Here is a 22,386-nt window from a genome sequence, read left to right on the forward strand (position 1 = left end):
CGGACGGCCGAAGCCGTTCGCCCTCGCGCGGTGGTGCTTGAGTTGTGAGGCTCAGGCCTCAGCGAGCACGACGTTGACGACCTTGCGGCCGTGGTGCGTGCCGAACTCGACGTTGCCGTCGGCGGTGGCGAACAGGGTGTCGTCCTTGCCGCGGCTCACGTTGTCGCCGGGGTGGAAGTGGGTGCCGCGCTGACGGACGATGATCTCGCCGGCGCCGACGAACTGGCCGCCGAAGCGCTTGACGCCGAGGCGCTGCGCGTTCGAGTCACGGCCGTTGCGGGAGGAACCAAGACCCTTCTTGTGTGCCATGGTGAGGCTTCTTTCTCTCGAGCTGAACGTTCAGGATGCCGCGAGGGCGGTCACTTGATCGCGGTGACCTTGACGGCCGTGAGCTTGGCGCGGTGACCCTGGCGCTTGCGGAAGCCCGTCTTGTTCTTGAACTTGAGGATGTTGATCTTGGGGCCCTTCTCGTCGCCGACGATCTCGGCGGTGACGGAGGCCTTGGCCAGGTCGGCAGCGGCGGTGGTCACCTTGTCGCCGTCCACCAGCACGACGGGGGCGAGGGAGACCTCGTCACCGATCTTGCCGGCAAGCTTGTCGACAACCACGACGTCGCCGACGGAGACCTTCTCCTGACGGCCGCCGGCCTTGACGATCGCGTAGACCACTTGAATGCTCAATTCTGTCGTATCTTAGGACGCTCTCCGCCGGGCTCCGCGCTCGTGGGCGGGAGGACGGGAGGGCTGTCTCCTGGGCTTCGGTGCAAGAACGCACCGGCGGACCACTTTATGCGATCGACACCGTGGGACCAACCCGGATCCCGGGCAGCCTCCTGTGTTCTTCCGCACGGCGACGGTGCGAACCGCCGCCGTGCGGAGTCACGGCGTCACTCACCCGCAGGGTCCTCGGCGGCGGGCGCCGTCTCATCCGTCACAGGAGCCTCAGCGGCCTCCTCGGACGGCTCGGACGCGGTGTCCGTCGGCTCTTCGGCGGGCTGCTCGCTGGGCTGCTCGGGCTCCACAACCGGCTCGGGCTGCTCCGCCTGCTCCTTGTGAGCCTGCTCGGCGGCAGCGGCGATCTGGGCGAGCGAGCGGCGCACGGCCTCGCGGGTCGCGTCGTCCTGCTCGTCGACGGAGACCTCGGCGCCCTCCTTCTCGGCGCCCTCGGAGCCCTTGCCCCCCTTGCGCGAGCCGGAGCGCTCCTGGCCGGACTGACCGCCCTTGCCGCGCCCGCGGCCCCGGCCGGAGCCCGAGCCGCGCGAGGCAGAGGCGGACATGTCGGCCTGCTGGTTCTCGACGGGGTTCTCGTGGACGATGAAGCCGCGTCCGCCGCACTCCTCGCACTGCGTGGAGAAGGCCTCGACGAGGCCCTGGCCGACGCGCTTGCGGGTCATCTGGACCAGGCCGAGGCTCGTGACCTCGGTGACCTGGTGGCGGGTGCGGTCGCGTCCGAGGCACTCGACGAGGCGGCGCAGGACGAGGTCGCGGTTGGACTCGAGGACCATGTCGACGAAGTCGATGACGACCATGCCGCCGATGTCGCGCAGGCGCAGCTGCCGGACGATCTCCTCCGCGGCCTCGATGTTGTTGCGGGTGACGGTCTCCTCGAGCGTGCCGCCGGCCCCGGTGAAGCGGCCGGTGTTGACGTCGATGACGGTCATGGCCTCGGTGCGGTCGATGATGAGCGTGCCGCCGCTGGGCAGCCAGACCTTGCGGTCGAAGCCCTTGGCGAGCTGCTCGTCGACGCGGTGGGCGGTGAAGACGTCCTCGGCGCTCACCCAGTGCTCGAGGCGCTCGGCGAGGTCCGGGCTGACGTCGGTGACGTACTCGCTGATCGTCTTCCAGGCATCGGGGCCCTGGACGATGAGCTTGCCGAAGTCCTCGTTGAAGACGTCGCGGACGACGCGCACCGCGAGCTCGGGCTCGCCCTTGAGGAGGACGGGGGCCTTGCCGGAGCCCTTGAGGACGGCGCTCGACTTCTTGTCGATGGACTCCCACTGCTTGGCGAGGCGGTCGACGTCGGACTTGAGCTGCTCCTCGGTGGCGCCCTCGGCGGCCGTGCGCACGATGACGCCGGCGTCGTCGGGGACGATGCGCTTGAGGATCCTCTTGAGGCGGGCGCGCTCGGTGTCGGGCAGCTTGCGGGAGATGCCCGTCATGGAGCCGCCGGGGACGAGGACGAGGTAGCGGCCCGCGAGCGTGATCTGGCTCGTGAGGCGGGCGCCCTTGTGGCCGATCGGATCCTTGGTGACCTGGACGAGGACGGTGTCGCCGCTCTTGAGAGCGTCCTCGATGCGGCGCGGCTTGCCCTCCATCCCGGCGGCGTCCCAGTTGACCTCGCCGGCGTAGAGGACGGCGTTGCGGCCCTTGCCGAGGTCGACGAAGGCGGCCTCCATCGAGGGCAGGACGTTCTGGACGCGGCCGACGTACACGTTGCCGACCATGGAGGTCTGCGTGTGGCGCGCGACGTAGTGCTCGACGAGGAGCCCGTCCTCGAGTACGGCGATCTGGTTGAGGCCGTCCTGCTCGCGCACGATCATCTGGCGGTCGACGCTCTCGCGGCGGGCGAGGAACTCGGCCTCGGTGACGACGGGACGGCGGCGCCCGGCGGCGCGCCCCTCGCGGCGGCGCTGGCGCTTGGCCTCGAGACGGGTGGAGCCCTTGAGGGCGGTGACCTCGTCGCGGACGTCGCGGCCCTCGCGGCCGGAGTCAGAGCGGGAGCGGGAGCGACGACGACGACGGCGCGAGGAGCCGGAAACGCTCCCCTGGTCGCCGGAGTCCTCGCCGGGCTCGCCGTCGTCGGCGGAGGCGTCGGCGTCGGGCTGCTCGGAGTCCTCGTCCTCCGAGGACTCGTCGGAGCCGCGGTCGTCACCGCGGGACCGGGAGCGACGGCCCCGTCCGCCGCGGCGGCGCTTGCGGCGGCCGGAGCCGCTCTCCTGGGCGTCGTCGGAGCCCTCGGAGTCGGCGTCCTCGACGCTCTCGTCCTCCTCGTCATCGGTGGAGGTGCTCTCGCCGTCGTCCTGCGCGTCGGCTGAACGGCCGGAGCGGGCCTTGCGGCGACGGCGGCCACGCCCCTTCGACGGCTCCTCCGCGGCGCCCGTGGAGCGGTCCTCGGCCTCGTCGGCGTCGTCGGAGGCCGGGGTCCCGGGGGCCTCCTCGACGTGCTCGGGGGCGGCGGCCTCGGCCGTGACCTTGCGGCGACGGCGGCCGCGGCCCTTGGGAGCCGACTCCTCCTCGACGGTCTCGGAACCGTTGTCCTGCGAGGAGGAAGCCTTCTCGCCAGAGGCCTTGCGCGACGAACGTCGCGCGCGCTTCAGCGCCTCCTCCTCGTCACCCTCGTCGGCGCCGGCGCCGAAGGAGGACTGCACGGCGGCCGGGGCGGCCTTGGGGCTGCCAGTGGCGGCGGTGGCGCGACGCCGACGGCGCGCGCGGGTCGGGTCGGGCGTCTGGAAGAGCAGGGAGGCGGCCGGGAGGACGGGCTCGTCACCACCTTCCTCGTCGTCACCATCACCCTCACCCTGCGGCTCGTCTTCCGCATCGACCTCGGCCTCGTCGTCCGACTCGTCCGCCGACCCGGCGGGGGTGTCGTCGACGGCCGGCTCGGACGCCTCGACGTCGACCGTCTCGTCAGCGTGACCCCGCTCGGCCGACTCGACGGGAGCCCCGGGCTCGGCCGCCGCGTCGGCGGACGCGAGGACGGGGTGCTCGTCGGCGGGGGCGGCGGCCTCGGGGGCGGCCTGGGCGGCGGTGGCGCGACGACGGCGCTTGGGGCGCGAAGGAGCGACCGACTCAGCCCCGGGCTCAGCCTGGGGCTCGCTCTCCGCCCCGGCGGCCTGCACGACCTCCTCCACGGCGGTCCCGGCGGCGGGGGCCGGGGCGAGCTCGACGGCGGGCGCCTGCGGGGCCTTCTCCGGCGCGGACTGGCTCGCGGTGGCCTTGCGGCGGCGCCGCTTGGGGCGCTCCTCCGCCCGGGGCTCGGACTGAGCCTCGGTCGACGGAGCGTCCGCGGCGAGCCGGGCGGCCTGCTCGTTCTCGGGCGCGTTCTCAGGGGTGCTGTTGTCAGGAGTCATGGTGCGTTGCACTCTCCGAGCGCCCCGCGACCGCCGTACCCGCGGCGCGTAGGGCGCGGTCTCGCTCCCCGCGCGGCGGGGAGCAGGGGGAAAGTCTGTGTGTGCGCCTGCGGGCGCCGGCCCCGGCGGCCTGACTCACGAGCCGGGACCGCGGCGACGCTCGTCATCGCGACGGCGGCGCAGGTTCCCGGACGGGTCGGCGTCGGGGTTCGGACACCGGGCGCCGGTACGAGGCACTCGGGGTCGGAAGGAGTATCCCACACGGCCGCCACTCCGGACCGTTCACGACCGCCTCGGCGGGTCCCGTCTCGCCACGGGCGTACGGGACCGAGGTCCCAGTTCGGTGCCGCCGAACGGTCTGAGTCGACGCTCACACCCGCGAATTCACCCTCCCTCGGAGGTTCTTACGCGGCGTCGCTTTACCTGCGCGGATAGACTCCGCATATCCCTCCGCGAGCAACATCGCGGAAGTTCCTATGATTCTCATCATCCCTTTCGAAAGGTGGCGCTGATGGTCATCGCACCGATGGCGCTGGACTCCCTCGACCTCGCTCGGTGGCAGTTCGGCATCACGACCGTCTACCACTTCATCCTGGTCCCGCTGACGATCGGCCTCGCGCCCCTCGTCGCCCTGATGGAGACGAACTACAACCGCACCGGCAACGAGCAGTGGAAGGTCGCGACGAAGTTCTTCGGCAAGATCCTCCTCATCAACTTCGCGCTCGGCGTCGCCACCGGCATCGTGCAGGAGTTCCAGTTCGGCATGAACTGGTCCGAGTACTCCCGCTTCGTCGGCAACATCTTCGGCGCCCCCCTCGCCTTCGAGGCCCTCCTCGCCTTCTTCCTGGAGTCCACCTTCCTGGGCCTGTGGATCTTCGGCTGGGACCGCCTCTCAGCCAAGATGCACAACGCCTGCATGTGGCTCGTCGCGATCGGCACCCAGTTCTCCGCGCTGTTCATCCTCGCGGCCAACTCGTGGATGCAGCACCCGGTCGGCGCCGTCCTCAACGAGACGACCGGCCGCGCCGAGCTCGACGGCGTCTCCGGCTTCTTCCACGTCCTCTCCAACTCCCTGCTGTGGACGACCTTCCTCCACACCCTCTTCTCCTCCCTCCTCACCGCCGGTGCCGTCGTCCTCGGCGTCTCCGTGTGGTGGATGGGCCGCGCCGCCCGCGCCAACCAGGAGTTCGAGGCCCGCGAGCTCTGGCGCCGCCTCACCAAGTTCGGCGCCATCGCGATGATCATCGGCGGCCTCGTCACCGCCGGCTCCGGTCACGTCATGGGCCAGATCATCACCCGCGAGCAGCCCTTCAAGATGGCCGCCGCCGAGGCACTGTGCGACACCGAGTCCGGCGCGGGCTTCACCGTCGCAGCCTTCGGCGACTGCGAGTCCGGCGTCACCAAGGTCATCACGGTCCCGAAGGTCTACTCCTTCATGGCGACCAACGACCCGAACGCCGAGGTCATGGGCCTCAACCAGGCCCAGCAGATGTACACCGAGCGCTACGGCGCCCAGGTCGGCTCCGACGTCGACTTCACGCCTGACGTCATGATCACCTTCTGGTCATTCCGCCTCATGATCGGCCTGGGCATGCTCTCCATGCTCCTCGGCCTCATCGCGCTGTGGCTCATCCGGGGCGACCGCCTCATCCGCGGCCCGGCGGCCGGCAAGACCGCCCTCGGCCTCATGTGGCTCCCCTTCATCGGCATCTCCTTCGGATGGATCTTCACCGAGATGGGCCGTCAGCCCTGGATCGTCGTCCCCAACATCTCCGACCCCGTCTCCCAGGTCCTCATGCTGACCTCCGACGGCGTCTCCACCGTCGTCGCCTCGGGCACCGTCCTGGCCTCGATGATCATCTTCACCCTCCTGTACGCCGCCCTCGGCGTCGTCTGGTTCGTGCTCGAGCGCCGCTACATCCGCGAGGGCGTCCGGACCCAGACCGCCGAGACCGTCGCGTCCGAGTCGAGGGGCAGTGAGGACGGCAAGCCCGCCCCCGCCCTGTCCTTCCAGTACTGAGTCGGAAGAAGGAACACACCATGACTCTCTCCATCCTCTGGCTCATCCTCATCGCGGTCCTGTGGACCGGCTACCTCACCCTCGAGGGCTTCGACTTCGGCGTCGGCATGCTCCTCCACGTCCTCGGAAAGGACGAGCGCGACCGCCGCTCGATGATGCAGGCCATCGGCCCGCACTGGGACGGCAACGAGGTCTGGCTCCTCACCGCCGGCGGCGCGACCTTCGCGGCCTTCCCCGAGTGGTACGGCACCCTCTTCTCCGGCGCCTACGTCGCCCTCTTCCTCATCCTCCTGTGCCTCATCGTGCGCGTGTGCGCCATCGAGTGGCGCAGCAAGATCAACGACCAGGCCTGGCGCGACCGCTGGGACTGGATCCACACCGTCGCCGCCTGGATCCCCTCCATCGTGTGGGGCGTCGCCTTCGCGAACATGGTCCAGGGCATGAAGATCGAGGTCGTCATGACCGGGACCGGTGAGGTCGTCCCGGCCTCCCAGGTCGCCACCGACAGCCTCATGGCCGGCGCCTCGAACCAGCTCACCGGCGGCTTCCTCAGCCTGCTGACCCCGTTCACCATCCTGGGCGGCGTCGTCACCTGCACGCTGTTCCTCACCCACGGCGCCCTCTTCATCGCGCTCAAGACCCAGGGCGACCTCCACGAGCGCGCCCTGGCCTTCGCCAAGAAGTCGGCCCTCGTGTCCACCGCGGTCACCGCCGTGTGGGCCCTGTGGGCGCAGCTCGCCTACTCCCCCAACGGCCTGTCCTGGCTGCCCCTCGTCATCGCGGCGGTCGCGCTCATCGCGTCCCTCGCCGTGACGTACCAGGGTCGCGAGGGCCTCGCCTTCGGGCTCCACTTCGCCGGCATCGGCGGGGCCGTCGCCTTCATCTTCGCCACGATGGCCCCCGACGTCATGCGCTCCTCCATCGACCCGGCCTACTCGCTGACCTACCAGCAGGCCGCCTCGACGGACACGACCCTCATCATCATGACGGTCGCCGCGATCGTCTTCGTCCCGGTCGTGCTCTTCTACACGATCTGGGGCTACAAGGTGTTCTCGCGCCGCATCGACCCGTCCAAGGTCAACCCCGCCGAGGGCGGTCTCGACCCGAAGCGAGTCCGCGACTCCGCCCAGCCGGAGGCCGCGATCGGCTACTGACGCCCACGTCGGCCGCCCGCCGGGCAGCCGCACCGTCAGGACCCACGAGGGCCCGTCCCGCCGAACGGCGGGACGGGCCCTCGCCCCGTTCGCGCGCCCGTCGCCCCGGGGCCCTCGACGCCCCTCGGACCACTGCTCCACGCCGATGGCGCCACCGCGTCACACCCTCCGGAACCGACCGGGAGAAATGAGGTGCGGGGCACGCCGTCACTGGCCGGAACACCCTTCGGGCGCGCATATCCTGACGAGGTGAAGCCACTGGACCCCCGGCTCATGCGCTACGCGCGCGCTGCCCGGCGCTACATCATCATCACGGCCGTGACCGGGACGCTGACCGCCCTGCTCGTCATCGCGCAGGCCTTCCTCATCTCGCGCTCCGTCTCCCCCGTCGTCGGCCGCACCGCCGACTGGAGCACGGTCCGGCCGCTCGTCATCGCGCTCGCCGCGGTGGTCCTCGGCCGCGTCCTCGTCCTCTACGTCCAGGAGGCCCTCGCGCACCGGGCCGCCGTCGAGACGACCATCGACCTGCGCGAGCAGGTCCTCTCCCACGCCGCCGCCCTCGGGCCGCGCTGGCAGGCCGTCCACGGCGCCGACACCGCCACCCTCCTCACCCGCGGCCTGGACGACTTCGAGCCCTACTTCACGCGCTACCTGCCCCAGCTGCTCCTGGCCGCCACGGTCACGCCGCTCACCGGCCTCGTCATGCTCACCCAGGACGTGCCCTCCACGATCGCCGTGACCTGCACGATCCCCCTCATCCCGATCTTCATGATCTTCATCGGCAGGCTGACGCAGAAGCACTCGGCGGACCGACTCGTCGCCATGGAGAAGCTCGGCGGACAGGTGCTCGACCTCCTCGCCGGCCTGCCCACCCTCAAGGCCCTCGGCCGTGAGAAGGGACCCGCCCGTCGGGTCAAGGAGCTCGGCCGCGCCTACAACCGGACCACGATGTCCACCCTGCGCGTCGCCTTCCTCTCCGGCGCCGTCCTCGAGTTCATCACCACTCTGTCCGTCGCGATCATCGCCGTCGAGATCGGCTTCCGCCTCATCTTCGGCAAGATGGGACTCGAGACCGGTCTCTTCGTCCTCATGATCGCCCCCGAGGTCTACGCGCCGCTGCGCCAGGTCGGCTTCCAGTTCCACGCCTCCGCCAACGGCGTCGCCGCCGCCGACGCCGTCTTCGAGGTCCTGGAGACCCCGCTGCCCGAGCACGGCGACGTCCCCGCCGCGGACCTGTCCCGCTCCGCCATCCGCGTCGAGGGCCTGTCCGTCGCCGCCCGCGGCGCCTGGGCGCCCCACGAGCTCACCGCCGAGATCCGCCCAGGCCGCCTCGTCGCCCTCACCGGCGCCTCCGGAGCCGGCAAGACCACGACGACGCAGGTCCTCCTCGGCCTCCTGCCGGCCGAGTACGGCCGCGTCCTCGTCGTCCCCGAGGACGGCGAGCCCGTCAGCCTCGCCGACGTCACCGCCGAGTCCTGGTGGGAGCAGATCTCCTGGGTCCCCCAGCGCCCCGTCCTCGTGCCCGGCACCGTCCTGAGCAACGTCCTCGGCGAGGACGCCGCCCAGGCGCCCGGCGCCGCCGGCTCCCCCGCGCTCGCCGCCGCCGCGCACGCGACCGGCTTCGATGAGGTCCTCGCGGTCCTCCCGGCCGGCTGGGAGACGCCCGTCGGACAGGGCGGCGTCGGTCTGTCCGTCGGCCAGCGACAGCGCCTCGCCCTCACGCGCGCCCTCGTCGCGACCACCCCGCTCATCGTCCTCGACGAGCCCACGGCCCACCTCGACGCAGCCAGCGAGAGCCACGTCCTCGACGGCGTCGCCGCGCTCCGGGAGGCCGGCCGCACCGTCCTCGTCATCGCCCACCGCGCCTCCCTCCTCGCCATGGCCGACGACGTCATCACCGTCACCTCCTCCCCCGCCCCCGAGCTCCTGAGCGCGGGCGAGGACGACCAGGACAGCCGGGACGGCGACGACGCACCGGCCCGCGGCTCCGTCGCCGCAGGCACCCCGAGCGAGCCCTCGCTGCTCTCCGAGCCCGCCGGCACCACTGACGAGGAGGCCGCCCTGTGAGCGCCCTGACCCCGACCGAGCGCCGCGCCCTGCGCCGCGCCGTCCGGCTCCTCGACCTCGACCGCGGCCGCTTCGCCGCCTCCGTCGCCCTGGGCGGCCTCGGGCTGCTCAGCGCCCTCGGCCTGTCCGGCGTCGCCGCCTGGATGATCGCCCGGGCCTCCCAGATGCCCGACGTCATCGCGCTCGGCGTCGCGCCCGTCATGGTGCGCCTCTTCGGCGTCTCGCGCTCCGTGCTGCGCTACTGCGAGCGCCTCGTCTCCCACGACACGGCCCTGCGCGGCATGAACGCACTGCGCACCCACCTCTACGAGATCCTCGCCGGCTCCCGCACGGACACGGTGGCGGGCCTGCGCCGCGGCGACGTCCTCGCCCGCGTCGGCGCGGACGTCGACGCCGTCGGCGACCTCGTCGTGCGCTCCTACCTGCCGATGGCCGTGGCCGCGAGCGTCGGTCTCCTCACCGCCGTCGGCGTCGGCCTCGTCTACTGGCCGGCCGGCGTCATCCTCGGCCTGTGCCTCCTCCTGTCCGGCGTCGGCGGCCCACTCATCACGATGCGCTCCGCCCGCGCGGCCGAGCTCGCCCGCCAGGAGCAGACCACCGACCTGTCCGCCACCGTCCTCACCGCCCTCGACGGCGGCAGCGAGCTCTCCGTCTCCGGCCGCATGCCCCGCGTCATGGACTCACTCGCAGGCGTCGAGGAGCACCTCGCCGCCACCCGCGACCGCGCCGCCCGTCCCGCCGCCGCCGCGGCCGCGATCGACGTGCTGGCCATGGGACTGTCCGTCCTCGGTAGCCTCATCGTGGGCGTGCCCGCGGTAACGAGCGGACGCATCGGCGAGGTCTGGCTCGCCGTCATCGTCCTCGTCCCGCTGTCCGCCTTCGAGGCCACCGCCAACCTCGGTCCCGCCTCCGTCCAGCTCATCAAGTCCGCGGGCGCCGCCGTGCGGATCGTCGAGCTCGTCGACCGGGCCGAGGCCTCCGCCGCCGAGGTCCCCGAGACCCACGACCTGCCCGCCGTCACGACGGGCGGCCCGCGCCTGCGCGCCCGCGGCCTCGCCGTCGGCTGGCCGGGGGGCCCGGTCGTCGCCGAGGGCATCGACCTCGACCTCGCCCCCGGCGACCGCCTCGCGATCGTCGGACCCTCCGGCATCGGCAAGACGACCCTCCTCCTCACCCTGGCCGGGCTCCTCGAACCCAAGGACGGCGAGCTCACCCTCGACGGCGTCAGCCCCTGGGCAGGCGAGCGCACCGAGGTGGCCGCCCGGATCACGCTCACCGCCGAGGACGCCCACGTCTTCGACACGACCGTCCTGGAGAACCTGCGCGTCGCCCACGGTGCCCTCCGGCCCGAGGAGGCCACCGCCCTCCTCGAGCGCGCCGGCCTCGGCGCCTGGCTCGCCGCCCTGCCCGACGGCCTCGACACGCCGCTCGGCTCGGACGGGACGACCGTCTCGGGCGGCGAGCGCCGCCGACTCCTCCTCGCCCGGGCCCTGGCCGCGCCGACCCCGCTCATGCTCCTCGACGAGCCCGGCGAGCACCTCGACGCCGAGACGGCCGACCGTCTCGTCGCCGACCTCCTCGACGCCGGCCTCGCGGAGGACCCGGCGTCCCGCCGCGGCGTCCTCCTCGTCACCCACCGCCTGTCCGCCCTCGCCCACGCCGACGAGGTCCTCATGGTGGGGCGGACCGAGGCCGGTCGGCCCGCCACCGTCCTGCGCCGCGGCTCGCACGCCGACCTGGCCGCCACCGACGCGGGATACCGTTGGTCCCTGGAGCAGGAGGAGCACGAGACCCAGGAGGTCTGAGGCATGAGCCAGCCGAGCACCACGAGCCGGTCGACGGAGCCCGAGCGCCGCGTCGCACCGACGGGCCCCAGCCCCGGCGACCCCGCGGGGATCGGCTCGCTCGCCTACGCCGTCCACGCCGACCACCTCGCCTCGACGCGCTCCGCCGCGGCGTCGGCGGGCGCGGACGCCGGCTCCGGGTCGCAGAGCGCCGCCGCGCTCCTCCAGGCCGCCCTGCGCCTCACCAGCTCCCTCGAGGTCCCCGAGGCGCTCCAGCGACTCGTCTCCTCGGCCTGCTCCATCACGGGCGCCGCCTGGGGCACCATCGCCGTGCGGCACCAGGCCGACGTCGCCGTCGACCCGGACGACCCCGTCTCGTCGGGGGCCGCCACGACGGACACGGACTCCCTCCACGACATGCTCCACGACGCCGTGCCGACGGGCCCGGCCGAGGGCGGCGTCGTCATCGCCAACGACCTCGGTGCCGCCTCGGCCTTCACCGGCGCCATCGAGGGCGAGGGCTCCGGCTCGCTCCTCTCGGCGCCGCTGAGCGCCCACGGACAGGTCTACGGCCGCCTCTACCTGTGCGACAAGGCGGGCGGCTTCGGCCCCGACGACGTCACGACCGTCCTCACCCTCGCCGAGGCCGCCGCCCTCGCCGTCGAGAACGCACGCCTGTACCGGGAGGCCCGGGACCGCGAGCAGTGGATGAGCGTCTCCCAGGAGCTCACCACCCTCCTGCTCTCCGGGGCCGACGAGGACGACGCCCTCACCCTCATCGCCCACCGCGTCCGCGAGGTCGCGCACGCCTCGACGAGCGTCCTCGTCCTGCCGAGCGTCGGGGACTCCTGGGTCTGCGAGATCGCCGACGGCGAGCGGGCCGACGAGCTGATCGGCGTCCCCTTCCCACGGGACGGCCGGGCCCTGTCCACCCTCGACCACCAGGCCGGCTTCCTCGTCCCCTCGCTCCACGACGCCTGGGGCGCCGACGACCTCAAGGTGTCCGCCCTGTCCGTCTTCGGTCCGGCCCTCTACGCCCCGATGATCCACCGCGGTCGCGGCGTCGGCGTCATGCTGCTGCTGCGCGAGGTGGGCTCGCCCGTCTTCACCGAGAAGGACCTCGAGATCGCCGAGCTCGTCGCGGGGCAGGCGACGATGGCCTTCGAGCTCGCCGACGCCAAGCACGCCGAGGAGATGGCGACCCTCCTCGACGAGCGCGCCCGCATCGGCCGCGACCTCCACGACCTCGCCATCCAGCAGCTCTTCGCGACCGGCATGCAGATCACGGCGGCGAAGCAGCGCCTGCGGGACCGCGCGCCCGGCGAGTCCCTCGACGTCGAGGCCGTGTGCGCGGCGCTGGACTCCTCGCTCGCCGCCGTCGACGACTCGGTCGGCCAGATCCGCTCCATCGTCCGCTCCCTGCGGGACCGCGACGAGGACGTGAGCGTCGTCGAGCGGCTCCGGCGCGAGGCCTCGCTGGCGCGCACCTCGCTCGGCTACGCCCCCTCGCTCGTGCTCTCGGTCGACGGCCAGGACGTGTCCAAAGCCGCCGAGCGCGACGCCGAGGACGAGCTCATCGACGCGGTCGAAGCCGCCGTCGACCCGGACGTCGCCGACGACATGGTCGCCGTCGTCCGCGAGGGCCTGTCCAACATCGCGCGGCACGCCCACGCCTCCTCGGCCACCGTCGATATCCTCCTCACCGGCGTCCTCCCTGGCGGCTCGGTCCTCGTCGACGGCGCTGAGGTGGCCGGCGGCGCGCCCGCAGCCCCTGACGTCGAGGGCTCGCTCGGGCCCGCGGAGCACCCGGTCGTCGAGATCGTGTGCCGCGACGACGGCGTCGGCGTCGACCCCGCGGTGACGCGCCGCTCGGGGACGGCGAACATGGCCGAGCGAGCACGCCGCCACGGGGGCACCTTCGTCATCGGCCCGCGCGCGCACTCGGACGGTGAACGCCGCGGCACCTGCTTCACCTGGCGGGTCCCGCTGGACACCTCGGGCCGCCGCCGCTAAGCGCGGGGCTCCCCCTCCGAGCCACGGACGCGGGCAGCAGCGAGGGCCCCCACCCGTGCGGGTGGGGGCCCTCGTCGTGCTGTGCGCCGGTGCTGCCGGGCGGTCTCAGCCGTTGCGCCAGCCGGAGGCGCGCTGCCCGGCGACCCAGGCGGCGACCTGGGTGCGGCGCTGGAGGCCCATCTTGGCCAGGAGCGAGGTGATGTGGTTCTTGACGGTCTTCTCGGCGACGCCGAGACGCTCCCCGATCTCGCGGTTGGACAGGCCGTCACCGATGAGCTCGAGGACCTTGCGCTCGGCGTTGGTGAGGTCGGCGGTGGGGTCGTCGTGGTCGGCGCGACGGCGGGTCACGGTGCGCTCGTCGAGGAGGACGCGACCGGAGGCCACGGCCTTGACGACGTCGGAGATCTCAGCGCCGTGGACGGTCTTGAGGAGGTAGGCGCGGGCACCCGCGTCGAGCGCTTCGGCGAGGGCCTCGTCGTCGTCGAAGGAGGTGAGGACGATCGGCAGGGCGTTCGGCACGGAGTCGTGGAGCTCGCGCATGAGCTCGATGCCGGTGCCGTCGGGCAGCTGGAGGTCGACGAGGACGACGTCCGGGCGCACGAGCTCGGCGCGGCGGACGGCCTCGGCGCGGGAGCCCGCCTCGGCGACGACGTCGAGGCCGTCGGCCCGATCGATGATCTCGGCGATCCCGCGGCGGACGATCTCGTGATCGTCCACGATCATGACGCGGACGTTCTCAGCACTCGTGGGGCTCGGCATGAGGACGATGGTAGCAGCGACACGGACCTACGTCACAAACTCGGCGTCCTGACGCGGTTTCGTGGCGGGCCTGAGGGCCGTTCTGCTGCCCGGTTGCCAGGGTCTTCCTGGCGGTTGGGTCAGTCCGCCGCACCCGGCGTGCCGTCCTTCGCGTCAGCGTCGTCGCAGGCGGGGGCGGGTCTGGCAGCGCGGGCAGGAGGTGTGCGAGCGCGCGGCGATGACCTCGCGGCGCAGTAGGGCGCCACAGCGTCGACAGGGCTGGCCGGCCCGCCCGTAGACGGCCAGGGAGCGCGCGAAGTAGCCCGGGGCTCCGTCGGCGTCGACGTAGAGGGCGTCGAAGCTGGTACCGCCGACGGCGAGGGCCCGCTCCATGACGGAGGCGGTCTCGGCCAGGAGGCGGGCGGCGACCCGCGGGCCGACCTCGGCGCCGGGGCGCAGTCCGTGGAGGCGCGCGGCCCACAGGCCCTCGTCGGCGTAGATGTTGCCGACGCCGGAGACGACGCCCTGGTCCATGAGGATCGTCTTGACGGCGCGGCGCGAGGACCGGATCCGGGCGAGGACGGCGGCGCGGTCGAGGTCCGTGTCGAGGAGGTCCCGGGCGAGGCCGGTGGCGTCGGCGGGCAGGAGCGGCTCGGGCGATCCCTCTCCCCCGGGTGCGCCGTCGTCGGTGGGGACGAGGTCGGTGAGGTGGAGTCCGCCGAGCATGCGCTGGTCGACGAGGTCGAGGAGGACGGCGTCGCCCGGGTCGCCCGCCAGGGTTGAGAGGCGGAGGCGCACGCGCAGGTGGCGGGGCCGCTGCGAGAGGTCGCGCACGAGGCTCGGGGCGCGGGTGGCCGTGAGGTCGACGGCGGGGGCGTCGGCGTCGGCGAGGTGCCGCTCGGCGTCCGCACGCGAGGCGCCGCCGTCGGCGCCGTGAGCGTCACCGGCGGCGGGCACGTCATCCGCCTCCGCGGGCGCGGTCCCGCGCACGAGGAGCTGGCCCGACATGCCGAGGTGGGCGGAGAGGGCCCGCCCGTCGTCGAGGGGCAGCCACATGCGCTTGCCGCGACGGACGGCGGCCGTGACGGTCCGTCCGGTGAGCTCCTCGGCGAAGGCCTGCGCACCCCCGACCTGGCGGCGCAGCGGGCGGGCGTCGAGGACCTCGACGCGCTCGACGCGCCTCCCGGTGAGATGGCGCGCCAGCCCGGCGCGGACGGCCTCGACCTCGGGCAGCTCGGGCACGGCGCGCTCAGGCCCGGCGGGTGAGGTCGGCGCGCAGGGCCTCGTTGACACCGGGGAGGCTCAGGCCGCCGTCGCCGAGCTCGGCGAGGATGGTGGCGTAGGCGGCCTCGGCCGCGTCGTGCTCGGCGGTCTTCTTCGAGGACCCGGTGCCCTCGCCGCGCACGGTCCCGTCGACGACGGCGCGGGCGGTGAAGACGCGCTGGTGGTCGGGGCCGACGCCCTCGACCTCGTAGGAGGGGTTGCCGAGACGGTGGGCGGCGGCGAGCTCCTGGAGGCTCGTCTTCCAGTCGAGGCCGGCGCCGCGGGTGCGGGCAGCCGTGAGGAAGCGGCCGACGAGGCGCTCGACGACGGCGCGGGAGGGCTCAAGGCCGTGAGTGAGGTAGGTGGCGCCGATGAGGGCCTCTACCGTGTCGGAGAGGATCGAGTCCTTGTCCCGGCCGCCGGAGAGGGCCTCGCCCTTGCCGAGGTGGATGAACTCGCCGAGACCCAGGTCGCGGGCGATCTCGGCCAGGGCCGGCTCGGAGACGGTGGCGGCCCGCATCTTGGCGAGCTGCCCCTCCGGCAGGTCCGGGTTGTCCGTGTAGAGCCGCTCGGTGACGACGATCTGGAGGACGGCGTCGCCGAGGAACTCGAGCCGCTCGTTGGTGGGCAGGCCGCCGTGCTCGTGCGCGTAGGAGCGGTGGGTGAGGGCGAGGTCGAGGAGCTCCGGCTCGACGGGCTCGCCCCAGCGGTAGACGAGAACCTCAGTGTCGGTCCGGGCGGGCTCGGCCTCGCGCCGAGCCTGCTTGCGGCTGCCCGCCATCAGGCGCTCTCCTCGGCGCCGGCCTCGTCGGCGCCGGTGTCGCCGTCGTCGGCGGAGCGCTCGGGCTGGAGGAGGCCGGCGAGGGCGTTCCAGCGCGGGTCGAGGTGGTCGTGGTGGTGGTCGTCCGGGAGGTCGTCGAGCCGATCGCCGCAGTCGGGGCACAGCCCGCGGCAGTCCGGGCGGCACAGGGGTCGGAAGGGCAGGTCGAGGACGAGGGCGTCGCGCAGGGCGGGCTCGAGGTCGAGCGTCGTGTCGCCGAGGAGGAAGAGGTCGTCGGCCTCCTCGTCGCCCTCGGCGGCCTGGGCCCTCGCGGCCTCGGGGAGGAAGTACATCTCGTCGAAGGAGACGGTGCGGTCGTCGTCGAGGTCGCGCAGGCAGCGGACGCACTCGCCGTGGACGTGGAGGTCCGCGCGGCCGCGGGCGAGGACGCCCTCGTCGACGGAGACGAGCTGGGCGTCGAGGACGACCGGGTCGCCCTCGGGGACGCCGATGACGTCGGTGCCGAGGTAGGCCGGGGCGGGCGTCTCGACGTGGACGTCCTTGAAGGAGCCGGCCTTCTGAGGGAGGTCGGTGATGTCGACGACGAGTCCGGGCATGGGTTCCTCCTGGTGGGAACGGTTCGGCTGCGGGGCGGGGCGCCCGCCGACCGTGGATCGGCCCTGAGCGGGCACGGGGCCGTCGGTGCGGCCGGGCGGCGGGCTCCCGTGGTGGTTGGGCCCGCGTGGCTCAGGGCGCGGGCCGGTGGATCAGTCCTGCTGGCCGGCGGGGTCGACGGACCAGCCCGGGAAGCGGCGCTGGAGGTCGGGCGAGGGCTGGGCCGGGCGTGCGGTCGAGGAGGCGGTGGAGCCGGAGCCGGCCTCGGTCTCCTCCTCGGCGGCGTCACCGGCCTCGGCGAGGCGCGGTGCGAGGGCCTCACGGCCGCGGCGGACCTGCTCGGCGATCTTGGCGAGCTCCTTCTCGAGGCCCTCGAGGGAGCGGTCGGAGTACTGGTCGGCGCCGGCGCGCAGGCGGGCGGCCTTGTCCTCGGCGGCGGCGACGATGCGGTCGGCGCGCTCGTGGGCGGCGCGGACGACGGCCTCGTTGGAGACGAGGCGGTCGGCCTCCTCCTGGGCGCGAGCGATGAGGCGGTCGGACTCGGCGCGGCCGTCGGCGACGACGGAGTCCGCCCCGGCGACGATGTCCTCGGCCCGGTGGACGGTGTCCGGGACGGCCTGGCGGGCGCGGTCGATGAGGTCGAGGGCCTCGTCGCGGTTGACGATGGCGGAGGCGCTCATCGGCATGGAGCGGGAGGTCGCGATGAGCTCGTCGAGCTCGTCGAGGATGGACAGGAGGTCGTCGCCGGCGTCGGGGGTGGTGGTCACGAGTGGTCCTTCCGGAGGTGTGGGCTGTGCGGGCTGGTGGGCGGCGTCAGGCGCCGAGGGCCTCGGTGAGGGCGGCGAGGACGCCGGCCGGGACGAGGGCGGAGACGTCGCCGCCGTGGCGGGCGACGTCCTTGACGAGTGAGGAGGAGACGTGGGCGTGCGCGGGCGCCGCGACGAGGAAGACGGTCTCGGGGGCGCCGAGGTCGCGGTTGAGGAGGGCCATGGGGACCTCGGCGTCGAGGTCGGTGCCAGAGCGCAGGCCCTTGACGACCGCGGTGGCGCCAGCCTCACGGCAGTAGTCGGCGAGGAGACCGGGGACGACGTCGACGCGGGCGCCGGGCAGGTTCGCGAGCGCCTCGCGGGCCAGGGCGACGCGCTGCTCGGCCGGGAAGAGGTGCTGGCCGGACTTGGCGGCGTTCTGGGCGACGCCGAGGACGACCTCGTCGAAGACCGTGAGGGCCCGGCGGACGACGTCGACGTGCCCGAGGGTGATCGGGTCGAAGGTTCCGGGGTACACGGCGAGCGTCATGAGCCCCAGGGTATCGACGTGCGAGCCGCGCGTGCCACACGCCGGGCGCGTCGGGCGCAGTGACGCGTCTCGCGAAGCGCCAAGCGGCTCGTGGCCGGGCGGTCCCGCTAGAGTGCCCGATATGCCCGCTCGTGCCACCCTCAGCGATGTTGCGGCCGCCGCGGGAGTGTCGTCCCAGACCGTCTCCCGTGTGCTCCACGACCACCCGTCGGTTCGTCCTGAGACTCGGAGCCGCGTCCGGGCTGCCATCGAGGCTCTCGGCTATCAGCCCAACCTCGCCGCGCGCGTCCTCGCGTCCGGCTCCTCGGGCGCGGTCGGGATCCTCCTGACCGCTGGTCTGTCCCACGGCATGTCCGTCGCGTTCTCCGCCCTTGCCCGTGCAGTGCGAGAGCAGGGGAGCAATGTCGTCCTCGCAACGGCTGACGGGAGCGATCCCGCCTCAGTCCGACGTGCACTCGCCCACCTCCACGGTTACCACGTCGACCGCATCGTGGTCCTGGCACAGCGCACCGACGTCCTCACGGTGCTCGCACTCGAGCACAACGAGAAGCCCGTCGTCGCGGTCATCTCCGGCACACACTCGTTCACGGGCTTCTCGACGCTGTCCATCGACCAGGCCCTCGGCGCTCGGCTGGCGACGGAGCACCTCATCGACCTCGGTCGAAGGCGGCTCGTCCACGTCTCGGGCGACCTAAGCTGGCAGGACGCCTCCGAGCGGCTGTTCGCCTACCAGAGCACCTGCGCTGACCACGACCTGCCGGCGCGGTGGATCGGTACCGAGGACTGGTCTTCCGCGTCCGGGGCGGCCGTGGCCGAGCGGCTGCTGGCCACCGGGCTGCCCGACGGGATCTTCGCCGCCAACGACGACATCGCCCTGGGCATCTGCCGGGTGCTCCTGGCCGCAGGAGTGCGGGTCCCGGACGACGTCGCGGTCGTCGGCTTCGACGACATCCCTCAGGCCGCGTGGATGACCCCGTCACTCTCGACTGTCGCCCAAGACTTCGATACTCTCGGCAGGACCGCCCTGTCCATGTCCGCTGAGCTCGCGTCTGGGCGGGATCCCCGCGCGTTGGCACTCGAGCCCGCCCTCATCGTCCGCGAGTCGACCGGCGGCGCCAGCGTCTGATCCCACGGGTTGGCCCAGCACGCGAGTGGGGCCGCTCGCCCCGCCGTGCGAGTTCGCGGCCCCGCTCGGTGCCTGACGCTGTGACACTCTGACGCTGACGAGACGATTCGTCGTCTGCGCCCGACGTGCGTGTGAGCGGCGGGTCAGACAGCCCCTTCCATGATCTCGTCGACCGTGTCGTCGTCCGCGGGGACGGAGTGACGCAGCGTGAACACGCCGTAGCCGGCGACGATGGCGAAGCAGACTCCCACCACGATGTAGGAGAACGCCGGGGAGGACCAGTCGATGACCCAGCCCTGGACCAGCGGGACGATCGCACCGCCGATGATCGCCATGACCAGTCCTGCCGCCCCGAACTTCGTGTCGTCGCCGAGCCCCTTGAGAGCCTCTCCGTAGATGGTCGGGAACAGCAGCGAGATGCACGCCGACAGGAGCACGATCGCGATCGCACCCGCCAGGTTGCGGGAGACTATGGCGAACGCGACCAGTGCCACGCCGACGCAGCACATGGTGACCATGAGCTTGCGCGCGTCGATACGCCCCATGAGCCCCACCATGATGAAGCGCGAGACCAGGAAGACAAGCAGGCTCGCCTGGAGCCAGTAGCCGGCGGTCTTGTCGGACAGTCCCAGGACGGAGGTGACGTAGTGGAGCGTGTACGTCCAGATGCAGGTCTGCGCGGCCACGTTGAAGAACTGGGCGACGACGCCGAAGCTGTAGCGCCTGTTCGTCAGGAGGCGGCTGAGGCGACCCGAACCGCCTGCGACGGCCACCGTGCCGGAGGCGCGACGCTCCGGGGATATCCGGACCCGGGAGATGGCCAGAGCCAACCCGAGGTAGAGGCATGCCAGGGCGACGAAGGGTCCCATGACGGCCTGGAGCTCGTGGCTCCTGGTGGCAAGGAGATCCTGCTGGCTCATGGCCGCCCGCTCGCTCGCCGACGCCGGGTTGACGTGCGGGAGGATGAACAGGGTCGCGATGAGGACGCCCAGGTTGGAACCGATGGGGTTGAAGGCCTGAGCGAAGTTGAGGCGCCGCGTCGCGTTGAGCTCGGGTCCCATTGCCATGACGAAGGGGTTGGCGCTCGTCTCGACGATCGACAGGCCGGCGGCGAGAGTGAACAGCGCTACCAGGAACATCGAGTACGTCATGAGGTGAGCGGCCGGGATGAAGAGCAGACCGCCTGTAGCGGCGAGCGTCAGTCCAATCACGACACCGCCCTTGTAGCCCAGGCGGCTGTTGATGAAGGCCGCCGGAATCGCCAGCGTGAAGTACGCACCGTAGTAGGCGGACTGCACGAGGGAGGACTGGACGTTGGACATCGAGAAGACTGACCGGAAGACCTTGACGAGAGGCGCCGTCATGTCTGTTGACATTCCCCAGGCCGCGAAGCACGACACGAGGAGGATGAAGGGCACCAGCATCCCCGGGTACACGAATCCGGAGGCCCGCCCGCTTCCGGGGGCGGCGTCGGAACGGTCCGTGCTCGGCACGTGAGCCGAGGCGGTGCCGGCGGTCGGGACAGCCATCACAGGACACCCTTCTTGAGGATCAGGTTGCCGTACAGGGCGGTCTCACCAGTGACCACGACGGCGCTGACAGAGGGCGTGTGCTTGTAGAACGCCATGCGCTCGATCGTGCGCACCGTGACGGGGCCGGCCTCCTTCTCCGCCTCGTTCCAGATCGACTCGTAGACGTCCCAGACCTCGGGACGGGGGTCGTCGCCAACGGTCTCCATGAGGGCCACCTGGTAGTCGCTGTAGCGGTCCAGGGGCATGAGAGTCAGGATCGAGCGCAGGAGGTCCGGGATGCCCAGCCCGTCCGCGCGCACCGTCGTGGGGTGCAGGTGGTGGCCCGGGAAGTTGGCGTCAGCAAGGAGGATCTCGTCGCCGTGCCCCATCTCCATGAGAATCTTGACGAGCTCGGGCGAGAGGTTCTTCGGGATGTTGCGGAGCATCATTGCCCCTTTCGTGAGTGGTGGTGGGTGGTGCGGGGCTCAGCCCGCGGTGACGGCGAGCAGGCGCTCCCGCATGGAGTCGAACGGGGCCGACGAGCCGGGCTCGACGACGCGCTGGTCGGTGCTGGCGCGCACGACGTCGCCGCGCTCGATGCTCGAGATAGCACCGGTCGCCTCGAGCTGGGCGAGGATGTTGCCTAGGGCGCTGGCCTCGACGGGGCCGACCACGACGGGGCGCCCGCAGGCGGAGGCCGTCATAGCGGCCAGCATGTCGTTGCGCGCGCCTCCTCCCATCAGGTGGATGGGCGAGTCGGGATCGAGCGCGTCGCCGACGACCCGCTCGAGCTGCTCGGCGTAGGCGGCGTGCGCGCAGGCGAGCGACTCGATGATGAGGCGGACGGTCTGGCCGCGCCCCTCGGGCCGCACGCCGTATTGCTCCTCACACCAGGTGGCGAGCCTGGCGGGCATCCCTCCGGGCCGCACGAAGGCGGGGTCGTCCGGGTTGACGACGACGCCCAGGGATGGGGCGCACGACGCCTCCTCCATGAGGCGGCCCGTGTCTGGCTCCTCCCAGGCCCGCTGGCACTCCTGGAGGAGCCAGAAGCCCGTGAGGTTGCGCAGCAGGCGAATGCCTCCGTCGGTGCGGACCTCGTTGGTGAGTCCGTTGTCGCGGGCGGCGGCACTCATGACGGGTTCTGGGACCGTGGCGCCGATGAGACTCCACGACCCACTCGAGATGAACAGGCGGACGTCCCGCGGCGCCAGACCGAGGGCGTGGACGGCGCAGGCGGTGTCGTGACCCGCCGGCCGGACGATCGCGGTGCCTCCTGGGGTCCGGCCGGCGACGGTGCCGTCGTCGACGAGCCCCGGCAGCCACGTGCGTGGCACCTCGAGCGCGTCGAGGACCGTTCCCGACCACGCGCTCGCACCCGGTGTGGCGAGGCCCGTCGTCGAGGCGATCGCACGGCCGACGGCCGGTGCCGCACCCAGGAGGTACGCGACGAGATCGGGCAGCAGGAGGACGAGCCCGACCTGCTCACGCAGGCGGGGTTCCTCACCGAGGTCGGCGAACAGCTGGTAGGACGTGTTGATCTCCTGCGGCTGGACGCCGGTGGCCTCCCAGGCCGCCTCACGGCCGAGCCTCTGCTCGAGGCCGGCAGAGACGCGGCTCATGCGCGCGTCGCGGTAGGCGCGCGGCACTCTGAGCAGGGAGCCAGACGGGGCCAGCAGGCCGTAGTCCACGCCCCATGTGTCGACGCCGACGCTCTCGGGCGCGTGGCCGAGGCGTTCTTCGGCGATCTCGAGGCTCCGACGGACGCCTTGCATGATCCGCTCGAAGTCCCACACGAGGTGGTCCTGCTGCGTCGTCACCTCGTGGCCGAGGCGGAAGATCTCCTCGGTGGTCACGACGCCGTCGCGCAGGGTCCCCAGGACCGCTCGCACGGAGGAGGATCCCAGGTCGAGCGCGAGCGCGTCGTGCTCGCCGGCCTGCACCGGGCGGCCGTCGGTGTGCCTCATATCCGT

At 72.5% G+C, this 22,386-nt stretch carries 18 protein-coding genes; 6 read left to right on the top strand and 12 right to left on the bottom strand.

Annotation, left to right across the window (positions count from 1 at the left end):
* Window positions 1–51 precede the first annotated feature (51 nt).
* The 3 genes from rpmA to AXF14_RS12375 form a co-directional block, all read right to left on the bottom strand.
* A complete protein-coding gene (gene rpmA, locus AXF14_RS12365) occupies window positions 52–309 on the bottom strand; it encodes a 50S ribosomal protein L27 (RefSeq protein ID WP_067943658.1) in 258 nt (85 codons plus the stop codon).
* Window positions 310–359: 50 nt separating this feature from the next.
* The gene (gene rplU / locus AXF14_RS12370; protein WP_067943661.1) at window positions 360–680 is read right to left on the bottom strand and encodes a 50S ribosomal protein L21; all 321 of its coding nucleotides are present in this window, start codon (window positions 678–680) and stop codon (window positions 360–362) included.
* Between the two features lie 206 nt (window positions 681–886).
* Window positions 887–4,069 carry an Rne/Rng family ribonuclease gene (locus AXF14_RS12375; RefSeq protein WP_084355567.1) on the bottom strand — a complete coding sequence of 1,061 codons (3,183 nt, stop codon included), beginning with the start codon at window positions 4,067–4,069 and terminating at the stop codon, window positions 887–889.
* Between the two features lie 511 nt (window positions 4,070–4,580).
* On the opposite strand from AXF14_RS12375, the gene AXF14_RS12380 reads away from it, so the two are divergent.
* The 5 genes from AXF14_RS12380 to AXF14_RS12400 all read left to right on the top strand — a co-directional run bounded on the left by AXF14_RS12380 (window position 4,581) and on the right by AXF14_RS12400 (window position 13,107).
* Window positions 4,581–6,089 (top strand): cytochrome ubiquinol oxidase subunit I, encoded by a 1,509-nt coding sequence (locus tag AXF14_RS12380; protein WP_067943662.1) that lies wholly within the window; start codon window positions 4,581–4,583, stop codon window positions 6,087–6,089.
* Between the two features lie 20 nt (window positions 6,090–6,109).
* Window positions 6,110–7,243, top strand: coding sequence for a cytochrome d ubiquinol oxidase subunit II (cydB, locus tag AXF14_RS12385; protein ID WP_067943664.1), 1,134 nt, complete (start codon window positions 6,110–6,112; stop codon window positions 7,241–7,243).
* Between the two features lie 249 nt (window positions 7,244–7,492).
* On the top strand, window positions 7,493–9,310 hold the full coding sequence (gene cydD, locus AXF14_RS12390) for a thiol reductant ABC exporter subunit CydD (protein ID WP_211260098.1): 1,818 nt from the start codon (window positions 7,493–7,495) through the stop codon (window positions 9,308–9,310).
* The gene (gene cydC / locus AXF14_RS12395) at window positions 9,307–11,115 is read left to right on the top strand and encodes a thiol reductant ABC exporter subunit CydC (protein ID WP_067943666.1); all 1,809 of its coding nucleotides are present in this window, start codon (window positions 9,307–9,309) and stop codon (window positions 11,113–11,115) included. Before cydD ends, cydC begins: the two co-directional genes overlap by 4 nt.
* Before the next feature lie 3 nt (window positions 11,116–11,118).
* Window positions 11,119–13,107, top strand: a complete 1,989-nt coding sequence (locus tag AXF14_RS12400; RefSeq protein WP_067943668.1) for a GAF domain-containing sensor histidine kinase — start codon at window positions 11,119–11,121, stop codon at window positions 13,105–13,107.
* 105 nt (window positions 13,108–13,212) lie between these two features.
* On the opposite strand, the gene AXF14_RS12405 is transcribed toward AXF14_RS12400, so the two are convergent.
* The 6 genes from AXF14_RS12405 to coaD form a co-directional block, all read right to left on the bottom strand.
* The gene (locus AXF14_RS12405; RefSeq protein ID WP_067943670.1) at window positions 13,213–13,866 is read right to left on the bottom strand and encodes a response regulator; all 654 of its coding nucleotides are present in this window, start codon (window positions 13,864–13,866) and stop codon (window positions 13,213–13,215) included.
* A gap of 153 nt (window positions 13,867–14,019) precedes the next feature.
* A complete protein-coding gene (gene mutM, locus AXF14_RS12410) occupies window positions 14,020–15,087 on the bottom strand; it encodes a bifunctional DNA-formamidopyrimidine glycosylase/DNA-(apurinic or apyrimidinic site) lyase (RefSeq protein ID WP_067943671.1) in 1,068 nt (355 codons plus the stop codon).
* A gap of 7 nt (window positions 15,088–15,094) precedes the next feature.
* The gene (gene rnc, locus AXF14_RS12415) at window positions 15,095–15,889 is read right to left on the bottom strand and encodes a ribonuclease III (protein WP_067943672.1); all 795 of its coding nucleotides are present in this window, start codon (window positions 15,887–15,889) and stop codon (window positions 15,095–15,097) included.
* Entirely contained in the window at window positions 15,889–16,485 is a 597-nt protein-coding gene (locus AXF14_RS12420; protein ID WP_067943673.1) for a YceD family protein, read from the bottom strand. The genes rnc and AXF14_RS12420 overlap by 1 nt, the downstream gene beginning before the upstream one ends.
* 150 nt (window positions 16,486–16,635) lie before the next feature.
* Window positions 16,636–17,250 (bottom strand): ATP synthase subunit B family protein, encoded by a 615-nt coding sequence (locus AXF14_RS12425; protein ID WP_067943675.1) that lies wholly within the window; start codon window positions 17,248–17,250, stop codon window positions 16,636–16,638.
* Window positions 17,251–17,296: 46 nt separating this feature from the next.
* Window positions 17,297–17,779 carry a pantetheine-phosphate adenylyltransferase gene (gene coaD / locus AXF14_RS12430; protein ID WP_067943676.1) on the bottom strand — a complete coding sequence of 161 codons (483 nt, stop codon included), beginning with the start codon at window positions 17,777–17,779 and terminating at the stop codon, window positions 17,297–17,299.
* Between the two features lie 121 nt (window positions 17,780–17,900).
* Between coaD and AXF14_RS12435 the strand changes: the two genes are divergently transcribed.
* Window positions 17,901–18,905: a LacI family DNA-binding transcriptional regulator gene (locus AXF14_RS12435; protein WP_084355569.1), complete on the top strand. Its 1,005-nt coding sequence runs from the start codon at window positions 17,901–17,903 to the stop codon at window positions 18,903–18,905.
* Window positions 18,906–19,048: 143 nt separating this feature from the next.
* On the opposite strand, the gene fucP is transcribed toward AXF14_RS12435, so the two are convergent.
* The 3 genes from fucP to AXF14_RS12450 form a co-directional block, all read right to left on the bottom strand.
* Window positions 19,049–20,329, bottom strand: coding sequence for an L-fucose:H+ symporter permease (gene fucP, locus AXF14_RS12440; protein ID WP_084355721.1), 1,281 nt, complete (start codon window positions 20,327–20,329; stop codon window positions 19,049–19,051).
* 104 nt (window positions 20,330–20,433) lie between these two features.
* A complete protein-coding gene (locus AXF14_RS12445) occupies window positions 20,434–20,862 on the bottom strand; it encodes an RbsD/FucU family protein (protein ID WP_067944436.1) in 429 nt (142 codons plus the stop codon).
* Between the two features lie 39 nt (window positions 20,863–20,901).
* Window positions 20,902–22,380, bottom strand: a complete 1,479-nt coding sequence (locus AXF14_RS12450) for a rhamnulokinase (RefSeq protein ID WP_067943680.1) — start codon at window positions 22,378–22,380, stop codon at window positions 20,902–20,904.
* Window positions 22,381–22,386 lie beyond the last annotated feature (6 nt).

The sequence above is a fragment of the Actinomyces radicidentis genome, from assembly GCF_001553565.1.
GTDB lineage: Bacteria > Actinomycetota > Actinomycetes > Actinomycetales > Actinomycetaceae > Actinomyces > Actinomyces radicidentis.